This window comes from Streptomyces sp. NRRL S-350, from assembly GCF_000719705.1.
In the GTDB taxonomy this organism is placed as follows: Bacteria; Actinomycetota; Actinomycetes; order Streptomycetales; family Streptomycetaceae; genus Kitasatospora.
Genome location: NZ_JOHO01000003.1, coordinates 288947 through 304772, shown reverse-complemented (window position 1 = coordinate 304772; position 15826 = coordinate 288947). Strand labels below are relative to the sequence as shown.

The 15826-nt window shown below is 73.6% G+C and carries 13 protein-coding genes; 3 read left to right on the top strand and 10 right to left on the bottom strand.

The window, feature by feature from the left end:
* Positions 1 to 75: 75 nt before the first annotated feature.
* The gene (locus IF30_RS0105265; RefSeq protein WP_030232578.1) at positions 76 to 1923 is read right to left on the bottom strand and encodes a serine/threonine-protein kinase; all 1848 of its coding nucleotides are present in this window, start codon (positions 1921 to 1923) and stop codon (positions 76 to 78) included.
* Between the two features lie 161 nt (positions 1924 to 2084).
* Entirely contained in the window at positions 2085 to 3263 is a 1179-nt protein-coding gene (locus tag IF30_RS0105260; protein WP_051709246.1) for a protein kinase domain-containing protein, read from the bottom strand.
* A gap of 57 nt (positions 3264 to 3320) precedes the next feature.
* On the opposite strand from IF30_RS0105260, the gene IF30_RS0105255 reads away from it, so the two are divergent.
* The gene (locus IF30_RS0105255; protein WP_030232573.1) at positions 3321 to 3884 is read left to right on the top strand and encodes an SHOCT domain-containing protein; all 564 of its coding nucleotides are present in this window, start codon (positions 3321 to 3323) and stop codon (positions 3882 to 3884) included.
* A 24-nt stretch (positions 3885 to 3908) separates the two neighbouring features.
* Here IF30_RS0105255 and IF30_RS0105250 read toward each other — a convergent pair whose 3' ends face one another.
* Complete coding sequence (locus tag IF30_RS0105250; RefSeq protein WP_030232571.1) at positions 3909 to 5888, bottom strand: serine/threonine-protein kinase; 1980 nt, start codon at positions 5886 to 5888, stop codon at positions 3909 to 3911.
* A 253-nt stretch (positions 5889 to 6141) separates the two neighbouring features.
* Between IF30_RS0105250 and IF30_RS43225 the strand changes: the two genes are divergently transcribed.
* Positions 6142 to 6705: a hypothetical protein gene (locus tag IF30_RS43225; protein WP_030232568.1), complete on the top strand. Its 564-nt coding sequence runs from the start codon at positions 6142 to 6144 to the stop codon at positions 6703 to 6705.
* Positions 6706 to 6855: 150 nt separating this feature from the next.
* On the opposite strand, the gene IF30_RS0105240 is transcribed toward IF30_RS43225, so the two are convergent.
* From IF30_RS0105240 to IF30_RS0105225, 4 genes are all read right to left on the bottom strand, one after another.
* A complete protein-coding gene (locus tag IF30_RS0105240) occupies positions 6856 to 7983 on the bottom strand; it encodes a GuaB3 family IMP dehydrogenase-related protein (protein ID WP_030232567.1) in 1128 nt (375 codons plus the stop codon).
* Between the two features lie 162 nt (positions 7984 to 8145).
* Positions 8146 to 9648 (bottom strand): IMP dehydrogenase, encoded by a 1503-nt coding sequence (guaB, locus tag IF30_RS0105235; protein WP_030232565.1) that lies wholly within the window; start codon positions 9646 to 9648, stop codon positions 8146 to 8148.
* Positions 9649 to 9958: 310 nt separating this feature from the next.
* Positions 9959 to 10675: an RNA polymerase sigma factor ShbA gene (gene shbA, locus IF30_RS0105230; RefSeq protein WP_078891132.1), complete on the bottom strand. Its 717-nt coding sequence runs from the start codon at positions 10673 to 10675 to the stop codon at positions 9959 to 9961.
* A 332-nt stretch (positions 10676 to 11007) separates the two neighbouring features.
* Positions 11008 to 11619, bottom strand: a complete 612-nt coding sequence (locus IF30_RS0105225; RefSeq protein WP_014136228.1) for a response regulator transcription factor — start codon at positions 11617 to 11619, stop codon at positions 11008 to 11010.
* A 561-nt stretch (positions 11620 to 12180) separates the two neighbouring features.
* Here IF30_RS0105225 and IF30_RS0105220 point away from each other — a divergent pair.
* On the top strand, positions 12181 to 12507 hold the full coding sequence (locus IF30_RS0105220; protein ID WP_030232562.1) for a WhiB family transcriptional regulator: 327 nt from the start codon (positions 12181 to 12183) through the stop codon (positions 12505 to 12507).
* Positions 12508 to 12605: 98 nt separating this feature from the next.
* On the opposite strand, the gene IF30_RS0105215 is transcribed toward IF30_RS0105220, so the two are convergent.
* From IF30_RS0105215 to groES, 3 genes are all read right to left on the bottom strand, one after another.
* On the bottom strand, positions 12606 to 13604 hold the full coding sequence (locus IF30_RS0105215; protein ID WP_030232560.1) for a LysR family transcriptional regulator: 999 nt from the start codon (positions 13602 to 13604) through the stop codon (positions 12606 to 12608).
* Between the two features lie 133 nt (positions 13605 to 13737).
* Positions 13738 to 15366, bottom strand: a complete 1629-nt coding sequence (gene groL / locus IF30_RS0105210) for a chaperonin GroEL (RefSeq protein ID WP_030232558.1) — start codon at positions 15364 to 15366, stop codon at positions 13738 to 13740.
* Between the two features lie 117 nt (positions 15367 to 15483).
* Positions 15484 to 15789, bottom strand: coding sequence for a co-chaperone GroES (groES, locus tag IF30_RS0105205; RefSeq protein WP_014136232.1), 306 nt, complete (start codon positions 15787 to 15789; stop codon positions 15484 to 15486).
* Positions 15790 to 15826: the final 37 nt, after the last annotated feature.

Genomic DNA, 15826 nt, shown 5'->3' with positions numbered 1-15826 from the left:
GTCGGTAACAAGAATCTGCCGCAGTCGGGCCAAAGCGGGCACCCCGCCCGCGTGCCCCGGTCCGGGGCGCCGCCGTCAGCGGGTCGGCGTGAAGTGGTTGAGCACCGCGTTGAACCGCTGCTCGGCCTCGTTCCACTCGTTGCCCTTCTCCGGGCTGGACGAGTAGATCGCGTAGCTGGTGCCGTCCTCGTCGATGAACTCGGCCTCGATCGCGCGGCGCCGGCCCCCGCCCTGGGCGGCGTAGCTGAACTCCCAGACGGCCGCCTCGTGGCTGTTCACCGCGGCACTGGCCATCCGGTGCTGCTTGTACTCCTTCAACGACTTGGAGACGCTGGTCTCCATCTGCCGCAGGTGCTCCAGCGGCTTGACCGACTGGCCGACGGTGACGGCGAACTGCAGGTAGTGCACCTTGCCGTCGGGGCTGTAGTAGATCTGGTTGTCCGCGGTGCTGATGCGCTGCCAGGCCGGGGTGCCGTCCGGCAGCGGGAAGCGGAAGCCGGCCGGGTCGTCGACCCAGTGGTAGCCGCCGGGCGGGGGCGCCGAGGGGCTGACGCCGCCGGTGGGCTCGGGTCCGGTCGACTCGGCCGCGTCGGTCGGCCCGGTCGGCGTCGATTCACCGGAGCCGCCCACCACCAGCCGGGTGGCGAGGAAGGTCCCGGCGGCAGCCAGCAGGCCGACGGCCACCGCGACGGCGACGAACTTCGCGGTGTTGCGGCGCTTGGCCGGCCCGCGCGCGGGCGTGACGGAGTGCGCCACCGGCGTGACCTGGCCGGTGTGCGCATGTGCGGCGGCCAGGGCGCCCCCGGCGGTGTCCTGGACCACCGGGGCGACCGGGGCGACGGGCGTGGCCGGGGTGACCGGGGTCGCCGGGGTGGCCTGGCCCGCCGAGGCCGCTTGGGTGACAGCAGTGACAGGGGTGGCGGAGGTGGCGGGGGCGGCCTGGGCCGCCTGGGGCTCGGTCGGCCCCTCGGAGCCCTCGACCTGCTCCGCGGCGCCCTCCGTCCGGCCCTCGCTGCGGTCCACCACCGGCACCGACTGGGTGGGCACGCGCATCGCCACCACGGACTTGAAGCCCATCGTGTGCCCGGCCTGCACCTCGGCCAGCATCCGGGCCGCCTCGTCGGCGGTCGGCCGCTCGTCCGGGTCCTTGGCCATCAGCGCGGCCAGCACCGGCCCGAGCGGCCCGGCCCGGCGCGACTCCGGCAGCGGCTCGTCCACCACCGCGGCCAGCGTGCTGATCGGCGAGTCCCGGCGGAACGGCGACTGGCCCTCGACCGCCGCGTACAGCGTCGCGCCGAGCCCCCAGAGGTCCGAGGCCGGCCCGGGCCGCTCGCCCTGGGCGCGCTCCGGCGCCAGGTAGTCCGGCGAGCCGACCAGGTCACCGGGGCGCGTCAGCTCCGTCGAGCCCTCGTACTTCGCGATGCCGAAGTCCAGCAGCACCACCCGCCCGGTGCCGCGCTCCAGCAGCACGTTGGCCGGTTTCACGTCCCGGTGCAGCACGCCCAGTTGGTGGCCGCGGTGCAGCGCGGCGAGCACCTGGCTGCCGACCTCGGCGGCGGCGCGCGGCTGCAGGGTGCCGTCCTGCCTGATCACGTCGGCCAGCGAGCGGCCGTCGACGAGTTCCATCACGATCCACGGCCGGCCGTCCTGCTCCAGCACGTCGTGCACGGTGATCACGCCGGGGTGCTTGATCCGCGCGGCCGCGCTGGCCTCGCGCTTCATCCGGGTGTGCAGGATCTGCCGGTCCTCCTCGGGCAGGTGGTTGACGGTCAGCTCCTTGACCGCGACCTCGCGGTCCAGCATCCGGTCCCAGGCCCGCCAGACGGTGCCCATGCCGCCCCGGCCGAGCCGCTCGCCGAGCTCGTACCGCCCGGCCAGCAACCGCTCCGCCTTGACCGCCTCCGGCCCGTCCTGCACGCCCATCCGCGACCTCCCCCGCACACGTTCCGCCTGCCGTCACCGTGACGGAGGACCTGGTGCAGACCACTGTTCGAACAAATCCCACGCACACATTAGGCGCACCCCGCCGCCCCCGGTAATCACGCCCACCCTCCGGACCGGGAGACCGTGGTCCGGGCGGGCCGTCAGCCTGCGAACAGCACCACGGCGGCCACTCCCAGCGCCAGCAGCAGGAACACGGCCCCCACCAGCAGCGGGCCGAGGAGTGCGGGGGGTATCCGCGGCGGCTTCGCCCGGTCACCGGGACCGCCACCGAGTCCGCCACCGGGCCGCTCACCGGGACCGCCACCGGACCTGCCGTCAGGCCCGTGACCGGCCGCCGCCCCGGCCCGGCCCCGGACGTCTCCGGCACCCCGCCCGCCCCGGCGGCCCCGGCGCGGCCGCACCGGCACCAGCGGGGCCTCCGGCTTCAGCGTCACCGCCCCGGCCACCCGCTCCTCGTCCATCGGCTCCGGCGCGCCCGCCAGCAGGGCCGCCAGCTCCAGGCGCATCTCCTCCGCCGTCGGCCGCCGCACCGGGTCGGGCTGCAGCAGCCGCTCGACCAGCGGCCCCAGCGGCCCGCAGGCCGCCGAGTGCTCGCGCCGCCCGTCCCGTACGGCCGTCACCAGCTCCGGCACGCCGCCCTCCGGGTACGGCGAGCGGCCGGTGACCAGCCGGTGCAGCAGCACCCCGAGCGCCCAGCAGTCGCCCGCCGGGCCGCCGTCCAGCGGCCAGCGCTCCGCCACCGGGCCGACCAGGACGGCCCGGACGTCGTACCGGCGACGCCCGCCCGGCCCGCCGAGCTCTTCGGCCAGCGCCTCCTGCGCCACCCCGGCGAGCAGCCCGCCGAGCATCACCGCGCCGTCCTCGCAGACCAGCACCGACTCGGCGGTCAGGTTCCCGTGGGTGAGCCCGGCTCCGTGCAGCGCCCGCAGTGCGCCGGTCAGGTCCGCCGCCGCCTCGGCCGCCCGGTAGGGGGTGACCGGCCCGGCGGCGAGCAGCTCCGCCACCGTCAGCCCGGCCGGTCGCTCCTCCACCGTCCACAGCAGGTCGCCGTCGACGAAGGCGCCGACCCCACGCAGCAGCCGTGGGTGCCCGGTCGGCGCGGCGGAGCCGACGGCCGCGACCCGCCGCACCAGCCGGTCGGCCTGCGCGGACGCCTCACCCTCCGGGTCCTGACCGGTGGTCAGCAGCGCGGGCAGCTCCAGGGCGCGCAGCAGTACCGATTCTCCGGTGCGTTCGTCCACCGCGCGGGCGCACAACGGCTCGGGACGGTCCGTCAGCCGGTACCGTCCCCCCAGCAACTGCCCGGGGCCGCCTCGCATGCCAGTTCCTCTCGCTCACCGAGCAGCCTACTGAGCGGCTCCTTTACCCTCGGCCCCATGGACTGGACCGACCTGATCGACACCGCCTTCAGCGTGGCGGGGAACACCGACCGAACCGACCGGGCGGAGGCCGTCCGCACGGTGGAGGCGGCCGTCATCACCGGCGAGAGGCCGGTGGCCTCCACCGCCGGGCGCCACCCCGACCACTTCCGCAAGGGCGTGCTCGTGCTGACCACCCACCGGCTGCTCTTCCTGAAGGACGGGAAGCCCCCGGTACCGGTTCCGCTCACCGCCGTCACCGACGCCGCCGTGGCCCGCACCAAGTTCAACGGCGACGTACTGACGATCGTCGCACTGACCGGCTCCCATCGCTTCGAGGACGTGGCCAAGGCCGACGTCTTCGCCGAACGGGTACGGGAGTCCGCCCGGCTCGCCCGGCTCGCCCCGCCGGCCGCACCCGCGGTCGGGCCGGCCGACGCCGCCCGGGCCGACGCCGCCACCGCCGGGCCCGGCGCGGGCGAGCAACTCGTGGGGCAGCTGGAGCGGTTGGCCGCCCTGCACGCCGCCGGCGCGCTCACCCACGACGAGTTCGCCCGCGCCAAGCAGCGCCTGATCGGCTGAGCCGAGCCCGGCGCCCCGCGCGCCCTACGGCGCGGGCTGGAAGCTGTTGAAGACGACGTCCCGGGCCGGGGCCTGCGCGGCCCACTGCGCGTCCGGGACGATCCAGTAGATCGAGTAGCCGTACTTGGCCGGAGTCCCGGTCACGAAGCCGCGGTTGAGGGAGTGCATGGTGGGCGTGCCGTTGGTCCACTCCCAGTCCGCCGCGTTGGTCCACTGCCGGTAGGTGATCGCCGACAGCGTCAGCCGCTGGTAGTTGGTGACCTGCGCGCGCAGGTCGGGCTCGGACTCCTGCCAGTCGGCGAGGGCGCTCGCGTGCGGCGTGGTGCTCCACTCGATCCGCAGCTGGCTGCCGTCGGCCGCGTTCTTGAAGATCCGCCGGTTGGAGTCGGAGCCGGCCGGCTGGAGCCCGTCCGGCAGCACGACGGAGAAGCCGCTCGGGTCCTTGTACTCGTGGTACCCGGCGGGCACCGCACCGCCCGGCGCGGACTGCGCCGGGTTGGGGGCCGGCGCCGGCGGCTGCACGGGCGCGGCGGGTGTGGTGGCGGCGGGCACGGTGGCGGGGGGCGGGGTGACGGGCTGTGCGGGCGCGCCGGCGGTGGCGGCGTCCGTGGGCGTCCCGGTGGCCGGGCCGCCGGGCGGGGCCTCGGTCGCGGGGGCCGGTGCGCCCTGGCCGGGCGTGGGGCCGGTGGTCACCGCGACCGGCGAGGTGGCGCCCGCGCCGTGGGTGGATTCGCCCTTGGCGCCGCCGTCCCCGCCGCCGACGGCCTGGACCACCGCGACCACTCCCGCGATCAGCAGCAGCACCACGACCACGGTGGCGATGGCCAGCCGCCGCCTTCCGGTGCGCGGGTCGGCTCCGGCCGCCTGGGTCGCGCCCATCGTCCACTCGCTGGTCACCGGTCGGATCGGTTCGGGTGCCGGCGCGTCCGCCCGGGCGGCGGGCTCCGCCGCGGGCAGGGTGGGCGGTTCCTCGTCCCGGGCCCGGCTGCCCACCCGGACCGTCCCCAGCAGCCCGCCCACGGACCGCTTCCGGGCGCCCTCGGGCTTCTCCGGCTCCGGCTTCGGCTCCGCGCTCGCGTCCGGCTTCGACTCCGCGTCCGGCTCGGCCACGGCCACGGTGGCCGTCGCCCCCACCGGCATCGCGTGCTCGGTGGTCGACTCGGCCTTCACGGTCGCCTCCGCGACCACCCGCTTGAGCATCGACCGGGTCTGCGAGGCGTCCAGCCGCGCGGCCGGGTCCTTCTCCAGCAGCCCTTCGATCACCGGTCGCAGCCCGCCGGCGTTCACCGGCACGGCCAGGTCCTCGGTCATCACCGCGGTCAGTGTGGCCAGCGCCGAGCCGCGGTCGTACGGCGGCCGGCCCTCGACCATCGCGTACAGCGTGCCGCCCAGCGACCACAGGTCGGCCGGCGGCCCGGGCTTCTGCCCGCGGGCCCGCTCCGGGGATATGTACGAGGGCGCGCCGACCAGCATGCCGGTGGAGGTGACCGAGGCGTCGCCCTCGACGCTGGCGATGCCGAAGTCGGTGAGCACCACCCGGCCGTCGTCGCCGATCAGCACGTTGGACGGCTTGACGTCCCGGTGCAGGATGCCCAGCGCGTGCGCGGCGATCAGCACGCCCAGCACGTCGAGGGCGATCTCGGCGGCCCGGCCGGGCTTGAGCGGGCCGTCCTCGCGGATGACGTCGGCCAGTGAGCGGGACTCGACCAGCTCCATCACGATCCACGGCCGGTCGTCCTCGTCGACGACGTCGAAGACGGTGACCGCCGAGTTGTGCCGGATCCGCGCCGTGGCCTTGGCCTCGCGCAGTGTCCGGGTGATCAGCCGGTGCTTCTCCTCCTCGTCGACGCTGGCGTTCATCCGCAGTTCCTTGACCGCGACGGTCCGGCCCAGCATCTCGTCCTCGGCGCGCCAGACGGTGCCCATGCCGCCGCGTCCGAGCACGCCGTTCAGGCGGTAGCGGCCGGCCAAGAGGCGGCCGGTGGAACCCTTCGCCTGGGTCATTCGGAACGTTCCCCCATGTGCGGCTGGCGGTCGTGGTGACAGCGCGTCGGCCCGGCCTCAGGCCCGAACGCCGAAGCCTCCATCATCTCCTGTCCCGGGGGCCCGCGACCACCCGGCCCCCGTCCCAAGCCCGGACGAACCGGAACGGGTGCGGCGCTCCGTGCCCGATCTGTGATCGAAAACTCGCCAAGATCCGCCCGAGTCACTGCTAACGTTCAGCAGCTCATCGTCTTTTCCGGGGGGATCGACGTCCATGACCGCACCCGCGCCGGGCGCTGACGGCCCATCGGCCCGGCCGCGCACCGCCCAGCACTACTCGGTCGCACCGGCCCCCGTCGCCCCCGAAGGCTACGTCGCCCCCGGCATGCCCGGCGCCCCGGTGACCGGGTACGAGCCCGTCGTCCCCGTGCCGCGGACCGTCCCCCGCCGCCGCACCGCCCTGGCCATCGCCCTCGCGGTCCTCGCCATGCTGGTCAGCGGGCTGGTCTACGGCTTCGCGCCGCTGCGGGCCGCCGACAGCCTGGGCTGGCTGGCCATCGCCCCGGCCGGCCTGGTCGCCCTCCCGCTCGGCCTCCTCGGTGGCCGGAACCGGCTGCTCCCGCCGCTCGGCGCCCTCCTCGCGGCCGGCGCGCTCCTCCTCGGCCAACTGATCGGACAGCTCCGCCGGGTGAACGCCGAGGGCCCCGGCCCCCACGGCCTGCTGCACGACACCCTGACCACCTGGCGCGCCGAACTCCGCCCGCTCGACGCCGCCTTCTACGCCATCGCCGTCATCGGCGGCTTCCTCCTCACCCGCCGCACCGCCGACCGCGGCTGACCCCCGGCGCCGCCACCCACCGGCAGCCACCCGCCGCCCCCGGACAGCCCGAAGGCCCCCGCCGGGGTCGGCGAGGGCCTGTCGGCAGCAGGCTCGACCCAGGTCGAGCCGGCCCAGCTCGGTCAGCGCAGGTCGGTCAGCGCAGCTCGGTCAGCGCAGGTCGAGCGCCGGGTTGACGGTCACCTCGACCCGCTGGAACTCCTTGAGCTCGGTGTAGCCCGTGGTGGCCATCGCGCGGCGCAGCGCACCGAAGAGGTTCATGGTGCCGTCCGGGGTGTGCGACGGACCGGTCAGGATCTCCTCGGTGGTGCCGACCGTGCCGAGGTCCACCCGCTTGCCGCGCGGCAGCTCCTCGTGGACGGCCTCCATGCCCCAGTGGATGCCCTTGCCCGGGGCGTCGGTGGCGCGGGCCAGCGCGGCACCGATCATCACCGCGTCGGCACCGCAGGCGACGGCCTTCGGGATGTCGCCGCTGTAGCCGACGCCGCCGTCGGCGATCACGTGCACGTAGCGGCCGCCGGACTCGTCCATGTAGTCGCGGCGGGCGGCGGCCACGTCCGCGACGGCGGTGGCCATCGGCACCTGGATGCCCAGCACGTTGCGGGTGGTGTGGGCGGCGCCGCCGCCGAAGCCGACCAGCACGCCGGCCGCGCCGGTCCGCATCAGGTGCAGGGCCGCGGTGTACGTGGCGCAGCCGCCGACGATCACCGGGACGTCGAGCTCGTAGATGAACTGCTTGAGGTTGAGCGGCTCGGCGGCGCCGGACACGTGCTCGGCCGAGACGGTGGTGCCGCGGATGACGAAGACGTCGACGCCGGCGTCCACCACGGCCTTGGAGAACTCGGCGGTGCGCTGCGGCGACAGCGCGGCGGCGGTGACGACGCCGGAGTCGCGGACCTCCTGGATCCGCTGCTTGATCAGCTCGGCACGGATCGGCGCGGCGTAGATCTCCTGCAGCCGGCGGGTCGCGGCGGACTCGTCGGTGATCGCGGCGATCTCGTCCAGCAGGGGCTGCGGGTCGTCGTAGCGGGTCCAGAGGCCTTCGAGGTTCAGCACGCCGAGGCCGCCGAGGCGGCCGATGGCGATGGCCTGCTGGGGCGAGACCACGCTGTCCATCGGGGCGGCCAGGAACGGCAGCTCGAAGCGGTACGCGTCGATCTGCCAGGCGATCGAGACCTCCTTCGGGTCCCGGGTACGGCGGCTGGGGACGACGGCGATGTCGTCGAAGGCGTACGCCCGGCGGCCGCGCTTGCCTCGCCCGATCTCGATCTCAGTCACTTCGAGCCCTTCTGCTGTGTTGCTCATGCCCGCCGGGTCACCCCGGCCGCGTCCCAGTATCCCGTACCGGGGCGGGCCCCGCCCCGACGGCCCGGTCCGGGCACGCCGGAGGGCCCGTCGCCACCTTGCGGCGACAGGCCCTCAGCGGTCGGTTCCGACCGGTCAGCGGCTCGAGTAGTTCGGCGCCTCGACGGTCATCTGGATGTCGTGCGGGTGGCTCTCCTTGAGGCCCGCCGAGGTGATCCGGACGAAGCGGCCCTTGCTCTCCATCTCGGCGACGGTGCCGGCGCCGACGTAGCCCATGGTCTGGCGCAGGCCGCCGACGAGCTGGTGCAGCACGGCCGACAGCGGGCCGCGGTACTGCACCTGGCCCTCGATGCCCTCGGGGACGAGCTTGTCGTCCGAGGCGACCTCGGCCTGGAAGTAGCGGTCCTTGGAGTACGAGCGGCCCTGGCCGCGGGACTGCATGGCGCCCAGCGAGCCCATGCCGCGGTAGGACTTGAACTGCTTGCCGTTGATGAACAGCAGCTCGCCCGGGGACTCCTCGCAGCCGGCCAGCAGCGAGCCCAGCATGACGGTGTCGGCGCCGGCGGCCAGCGCCTTGCCGATGTCGCCGGAGTACTGCAGGCCGCCGTCGCCGATGACGGGCACGCCGGCCGCCTGGCAGGCCTGGGCGGCCTCGTAGATCGCGGTGATCTGGGGGACGCCGATGCCGGCGACCACCCGGGTGGTGCAGATGGAGCCGGGGCCGACGCCGACCTTGACGCCGTCCACGCCGGCGTCGATCAGCGCCTGGGCGCCGTCCCGGGTGGCGACGTTGCCGCCGACCACGTCGACGCCGACGGCCGACTTGATCTTCGCGATCCAGGCCAGCGCGTTGTGGCTGTGGCCGTGCGAGGTGTCGACGACGAGGAAGTCCACGCCGGCCTCGACCAGGGCCTGGGCCCGGTCGAACGCCTCGGCGCTGGCGCCGACGGCGGCGCCGACCAGCAGCCGGCCCTCGGCGTCCTTGGCGGCGTTCGGGTACTGCTCGGCCTTGACGAAGTCCTTGACGGTGATCAGGCCCTTGATCCGGCCCTCGTCGTCGACCAGCGGCAGCTTCTCGATCTTGTGGCGGCGCAGCAGCGCCATCGCGTCGACGCCGGAGATGCCCACCTTGCCGGTGATCAGCGGCATCGGGGTCATGATCTCGCGGACCTGGCGGCTGCGGTCCGACTCGAAGGCCATGTCGCGGTTGGTGACGATGCCGAGCAGCTTGCCGGCCTCGTCGGCGATCGGCACGCCGGAGATGCGGAACTTGGCGCACAGCGCGTCGGCCTCGCCCAGCGTGGTGTCCGGGCCGACGGTGATCGGGTCGGTGACCATGCCGGACTCGGAGCGCTTCACCAGGTCGACCTGGTTGGCCTGGTCCTCGACCGACAGGTTGCGGTGCAGCACGCCGACGCCACCCTGGCGCGCCATCGCGATGGCCATCCGCGACTCGGTGACCTTGTCCATCGCCGCCGAGAGCAGCGGGATGTTGACGCGGACGTTCCGGGAGACCCGCGAGGAGGTGTCCACCTGGTTCGGCAGTACCTCGGAGGCCCCGGGCAGCAGCAGGACGTCATCGAACGTGAGCCCGAGCATGGCGAACTTCTCGGGTACGCCTGCGGCGTTGTAAGACATTTGGGGGGTACCTTCCGTGGCCGGCCTTATCCGCTCACGCCCTGAGGGTGGGGGCGCATTCATCGCTCACTCGCGCAGACCGCCGAAGCCGGGTGCAATGGGAGGATCCTCCAAGAAGATCCGGCGCACACCCGTGACACTTTGGCAACCCGCCCAGGCGCCGATACCCCATGGTACTGGCACCGCGAATGTGTCCTCGTGTGCCCTTGACAACAACCCCGCCCCGTGGCTCATTCCGCCCGCCGCCCGGCCGGAAGCCCCAGGTCGGGGAGGTACGGAGGCCTCCCGGAGCGGCCCGGGGCCGACGGGGTCAGGAGGACTCCTCCGCGAGCGCCCGCAGTCGGCTGAGCGCCCGGTGCTGGGCCACCCGGACGGCGCCGGGCGACATCCCGAGCACCTCCCCGGTCTCCTCCGCCGACAGTCCGGCGGCCACTCGCAGCAGCACCAGCTCGCGCTGACGGGCCGGCAGGTTGGAGAGCAGTTCCTTGGCCCAGGCCGCGTCGCTGCTCAGCAGCGCCTGCTCCTCCGGGCCGAGCGCCTCGTCCGGCACCTCCGGCAGGTCGTCCTGCGGGACGACGGTCGAGCCGGGCCCGCGCATCGCGGCCCGCTGCAGATCGGCGATCTTGTGCGCGGCGATGCCGTAGACGAAGGCCTCGAACGGCCGCCCCTGGTCCTTGTACCGGGGCAGGGCGCAGAGCACCGCGACGCAGACCTCCTGGGCGACGTCGTCCACGTGGTGCCGGGCGCCGCCGGGGAGCCGGACCAGCTTGGCGCGGCAGTACCGCAGCGCCAGCGGGTGGACGTAGGCGAGCAGGGCGTCGATGGCCGGGTTCTCGCCGCGGACGGCGGCCGCGACCAGCTCGCCCACCAGCGGCGATCCGCCGGTGCCGAGCACCGGCGGGCGGCCCGGGCCGGCCTCGGCCCGGGGGGTGCCGGATTCCGCGTACGACGGATCGTGACCCGGGCCGGAGGGCTCGGCCTCCACCGGGTCCGCCTGGCCGGCCGCACCGGCGACGTCGTCGCGCATCGGTCCATGGTGCCTGGTCGAGTGGGAAAACGCGGCACCGCGTCCGGAGTTGTGCACCGGAACGTTATGCGCTGGCGCACCGTGGGGCGTGCCGCGCACCACCGGCCCCTCCTGCACCGTGCCGCCTCCCGCCCCGCCGTCGGTGGTCCCGTCCGTCGCGCCGTCCGCCGAGTGTCCTGCGGCTGCGCGGTTCGCCGCAGTGCCTGTCCGCTGGTCCCCGAGGTGCTCCACTCCTCCATGGTGCAACCTCGGGACCGTAACGTCACACGCCTGTGCGGTGCCCGCTCCGGAAATCACCGGCGGTGCGCCGCACCCGGCGGCGCCGCCGGTGGTCAGCGGACCAGGCCCCAGCGGAAGCCCAGTGCCACCGCGTGCGCGCGGTCGGAGGCGCCGAGCTTCTTGAACAGCCGTCGGGCGTGGGTCTTGACGGTGTCCTCGGACAGGAACAGCTCGCGGCCGATCTCGGCGTTGCTGCGGCCGTGGCTCATGCCCTCCAGGACCTGGATCTCACGCGCCGTCAACGTCGGCGCGGCGCCCATGTCGGGGCTGCGCAGCCGGCGCGGGGCGAGCCGCCAGGTCGGGTCGGCGAGGGCCTGGGTGACGGTGGCCCGCAGTTCGGCGCGCGAGGCGTCCTTGTGCAGGTACCCGCGGGCGCCCGCGGCCACCGCGAGCGCGACACCGTCGAGGTCCTCGGCGACGGTGAGCATGATGATCCGGGCGCCCGGGTCGGCGGACAGCAGCCGCCGGACCGTCTCGACCCCGCCGAGGCCGGGCATCCGGACGTCCATCAGGACGAGATCGGAGCGGTCGGCCACCCAGCGGCGGAGGACCTCCTCCCCGTTCGTCGCGGTGGTGACCCGGTCGACACCGGGTACGGTCGCGACGGCGCGGCGAAGCGCCTCGCGGGCGAGCGGGGAATCGTCGCAAACGAGAACGGAAGTCATGACCGTCGTCCTCCGCAGCTGATCCGCGTCACGTTGAGCCTCCTGGCTGGTACGAACCTCTCCGACACGGCCGATCGGCGACGGACTCCGTCCTGATCGCCCCAACTTGCCCGCGATCGTTCCCGACGTCCGGCGCCCGCTAACCGCCTCCGCACTTCCAACGACCGTCACTCGAATGAGTTACGGCCTTCAGGGCCATCTCCACCACTGTACGTGGCCGAGCCGTTACCGATCAGCCGCATCGCGGTGCACACGCCGCACTTTTCCGCAGCTCGCGCGCGGTCGGCGTGCGACCCGCACACCGATTCGGCTGGTCGCGCGCCCGTCGGCCACCCGATTGCCACGCCCGCGCCTGCCGAACCCTTTGCCCGCTTTGCCGCTTTTTATAGCTTTCATATGGTCATTGACTGTTGTGCCAGTGTGTGGGTGACTTGTCCATGGAGTTGCCTTAAGTCATATTTCCAGGTGTCCACACCAGTGCATCGAAGCCCCGCCGTGCCGCTCGGCAGCAGCCCGCCGAGTGCCCGGCTGACGGCCGACGGCCTCTGAAGGGAATGAGCCATGGCAGATTTCTCCCGCCTCCCCGGTCCCAACGCGGACCTCTGGGACTGGCAGCTCTCGGCAGCCTGCCGCGGCGTGGACAGCTCGCTCTTCTTCCACCCCGAGGGCGAGCGCGGGGCAGCGCGCAGTTCGCGCGAGGCCAGCGCCAAGGAGGTCTGCATGCGCTGTCCGGTGATCGCCGAGTGCGCGGCGCACGCACTGGCAGTCCGGGAGCCGTACGGGGTCTGGGGCGGGATGACCGAGGACGAGCGCGAGGAGATGCTGGGGCGCTCGCGGCACCGGCTGGTGGAGGTCCCGCTGACCCCGCCGGCCGTCGCGCACCGCTAGCCCCGCCTCCGCGGTGCGCCGTGAAGAAACGTTTCTTCACGGCGACTGGGCCTGCCCGCAGCGGGCGCGGGGGCCCATCCCGGCCCCGTCACGCGCCGTCAGCGGGCGCCCGCCGCCCCCGCCAGCCGCTCCAGCATCAGCGCCACGGCCGGCACCTCGGCCAGGTCCGGCAGGGTCAGCGCGACCACCTGGCGCACCGCCGGCGCCCCGGCGGCCGTCCGCACCGGCACCGTCGACACGCCGTCAGGCCGCACCGACTGCAGCGCCAGCCGGGGCAGCACCGCCACTCCCAGCCCCGCCGCCACCAGGCCGACCACCGCCGGGTAGTCGTCCGTCGCGAAGTCGATCCTGGGCTCGAAGCCCGCTCCCGCACACAGCTCCACCAGGTGCCCCCGGCACTGCGGGCAGCCGGCGATCCACTGCTCCCCCGCCAGTCCGGCCAGCTCCACCGGCCCGCCCCGCCCGGCCAGCGGGTGGGCGGCGGGCAGCAGGCCCACCAGCGGGTCGTCCAGCAACGGGGTGACCACCAGGTCGGACCAGTCGGTGCCGGCCGTCAGCTGCTGGGCCTCCAGGTTGGCCTCGGCCCGCGCCTCGCGCGGTGTGCCGTGCGCGGGGGCCGGCAGCGCGACGGCGCCGTCGGACTGCGGGTAGCGGAAGGCCAGCGCGATCTCGCACTCGCCGCCGCGCAGCATCGCCAGCGACTCCGGCGGCTCCGCCTCGACCAGCGACACGCGCACCCCCGGATGGCTGTCCCGCAGCCGGGCGACGGCGGGCGGCACCAGGGTGGAGCTCGCGGTCGGGAAGGAGACCAGCCGCACCCGGCCGGCCCGCAGCCCGGCGATCGCGGCCACCTCCTCCTCGGCGGCGGAGAGCCCGGCCAGGATCCCGGTGGCATGCTTGAGCAGGACCCGCCCGGCCTCGCTGAGCTGCATCCCCCGGCCCGAACGGACCACCAGCGGGGTGTCCACGGACTTCTCCAGGGCCTTCATCTGCTGGCTGATGGCAGGCTGCGTGCACCCCAGCTCGCGGGCGGCGGCGGAGAAGGAGCCGGTGCGGGCGACGGCACGCAGGACGCGCAGATGGCGGGCCTCGATCATGCCTCAGTTATAAGGCAATCTTTGCGTTCTGCAAAATTCCACTGATAGTTGAAGCGTCAAAGGCGAACGCCGGAGGCCCGGCCCGCCACCCCTCGCGGGGCGCGGACCGGGCCTCCGGTCAGTGGTTCAGGCCTCAGTGGGAGTGGCCGTGACCGCCGTGGGAGTGACCGTTGTCGGCCTCCTCCTCCTTCTTCTCCACCACGAGGGTCTCGGTGGTGAGCAGCAGGGAGGCGATGGAGGCGGCGTTCTCCAGGGCCGAGCGGGTGACCTTGACCGGGTCGATGACGCCGGCCTTCAGCAGGTCGCCGTACTCGCCGGTGGCCGCGTTGTAGCCGTGACCGGTCTCCAGCTCGGCGACCTTGTGGGTGATGACGTAGCCCTCGAGGCCGGCGTTCTGGGCGATCCAGCGCAGCGGCTCGTGCAGCGCCTTGCGGACCACCGCGACACCGGTCGCCTCGTCGCCCGACAGGCCCAGGCCGCCCTCCAGCACCTTGGCGGCGTGGACCAGGGAGGCGCCACCACCGGCGACGATGCCCTCCTCGACCGCGGCGCGGGTCGCCGAGATGGCGTCCTCCAGGCGGTGCTTGCGCTCCTTCAGCTCCACCTCGGTGGCGGCGCCGACCTTGATGACGCAGACGCCGCCGGCCAGCTTGGCCAGGCGCTCCTGCAGCTTCTCGCGGTCCCAGTCGGAGTCGGTCGCGGCGATCTCGCCCTTGATCTGGGCGACGCGGCCGGCCACGGCCTCGGCGTCACCGGCGCCGTCGACGACGGTGGTCTCGTCCTTGGTGATGGTCACGCGGCGGGCGGTGCCCAGCACGTCCAGGCCGACCTGGTCGAGCTTGAGGCCGACCTCCTCGGAGATGACCGTGCCGCCGGTCAGGGTGGCCAGGTCGCCGAGGATCGCCTTGCGGCGGTCGCCGAAGCCCGGGGCCTTGACGGCGACGGCGTTGAAGGTGCCGCGGATCTTGTTCACGACCAGGGTCGACAGCGCCTCGCCGTCGACGTCCTCGGCGATGATCAGCAGCGGCTTCGACGTACCGCCCTGCAGGATCTTCTCCAGCAGGGGCAGCAGCTCCTGGATGGAGGAGATCTTGCCCTGGTTGATCAGGATGTACGGGTCCTCCAGGACCGCCTCCTGCCGCTCCGCGTCGGTGACGAAGTACGGCGACAGGTAGCCCTTGTCGAACTGCATGCCCTCGGTGAAGTCCAGCTCCACGCCGAAGGTGTTCGACTCCTCGACGGTGATGACACCGTCCTTGCCGACCTTGTCGATCGCCTCGGCGATCAGCTCGCCGACCTGGGTGTCCTGCGCGGAGAGGGACGCGACGGCGGCGACGTCGTCCTTGCCCTCGATCTCACGGGCGACGGACAGCAGGTGCTCGGAGACGGCGGCGACGGCCTTGTCGATGCCCTTCTTCAGGGCGGCCGGGCCGGCGCCGGCGGCGACGTTGCGCAGACCCTCGTTGACCAGGGCCTGGGCCAGCACGGTGGCGGTGGTGGTGCCGTCGCCCGCGACGTCGTTGGTCTTGGTGGCGACCTCCTTGACGAGCTGCGCGCCAAGGTTCTCGTACGGGTCGTCCAGCTCGACCTCACGGGCGATGGTGACACCGTCGTTGGTGATGGTCGGGGCGCCGAACTTCTTGTCGATGACGACGTTGCGGCCCTTGGGGCCGATGGTCACCTTGACGGTGTCGGCCAGCTTGTTGACACCGCGCTCCAGCGAGCGGCGGGCGTCCTCGTCGAACTGCAGGATCTTCGCCATGTTCCCTATTCCCTCGGGGGCTGCGGCCGGCCCACCGGCCGCCGAACTACGTGAACCAACAACCACGCCCCGGGCCATTGTCACGGGGGACACGGATCCGGGGCGGGTCGGGACGACTTACTTCTCGATGATGGCGAGAACGTCGCGGGCGGAGAGGACGAGGTACTCCTCGCCCTGGTACTTCACCTCGGTGCCGCCGTACTTCGAGTACAGGACGATGTCACCCACGGCGACATCGAGCGGCAGCCGCTGGCCGTCCTCGAAGCGGCCCGGGCCGACGGCCAGGACGACGCCCTCCTGGGGCTTCTCCTTGGCGGTGTCCGGGATAACCAGGCCGGAGGCCGTGGTGGTCTCGGCGTCGAGCGGCTGGACCACGATGCGGTCCTCGAGCGGCTTGATGGCAACCTTGCTGCTGGTGGTCACGTCCGAGCTCCCCTTCGGAGATTACGGGGTTTTCTAA